Source organism: Bremerella sp. JC817, assembly GCF_040718835.1.
GTDB lineage: Bacteria > Planctomycetota > Planctomycetia > Pirellulales > Pirellulaceae > Bremerella.
In genome coordinates, this window is sequence record NZ_JBFEFG010000080.1 from 1 (window position 1) to 614 (window position 614).

1 protein-coding gene is annotated in these 614 nt (G+C 54.2%); it reads right to left on the reverse strand.

What is annotated here, in order from left to right; genetic code table 11:
* Positions 1–368 precede the first annotated feature (368 nt).
* Positions 369–614, reverse strand: a 246-nt coding sequence (locus AB1L30_RS00370; RefSeq protein WP_367011373.1) for a hypothetical protein, incomplete at its 5' end; no start/stop codon positions are given.

The following is a 614-nucleotide window of genomic DNA, read 5'->3' on the forward strand; positions in this document are numbered from 1 at the left end:
GCTCGCCTTCCAGTTTGTAGGGAACTTCGGCGATGTCGAATGTGGTTGAGGCAGGCTTGGTGTCGACGGCCCGCGCCAGCATCTCGTCGGCGCCGAACTTTGCCAACAGCACGGTGAACATCGAGAACCGGCAAGATCGCCAGGCACCATTCCCCTATAAAGGTCTGACGCGGATCGTGTGCGTTTCTTACGAAGCCGAGGGCAAGCTGAAATCGGATCGACACCAAGCCTGCCTCAACCACATTCGACATCGCCGAAGTTCCCTACAAACTGGAAGGCGAGCTTCCGGAAGGAAAAGGGCGGGCGAGTACATGAAGCTGAAGAAGGAAGCGGAGGGGAAATAGTCCCCCCGCCCTGCACCAGTCGATTCAAAACGAAAACCGACCGGCCGAAATGATTCGTGATAATGCCCTGGCAGTTGTGGGGGCTTTTACATTTTGTTGAATTAGGATGTGTAGGTTATAATGTCCCCCCGCCCGGCACCTGTCGATTAAAACCCAAAATCGCCGCGAGATCTCGCGGCGTTTTTTTATGATCAGATATCGCTCAATGCCCCAAACGGTGTCGTGCGGATTGTGCTGGAAGAACAAATGGTACTCGCCATCGAAGTAAAC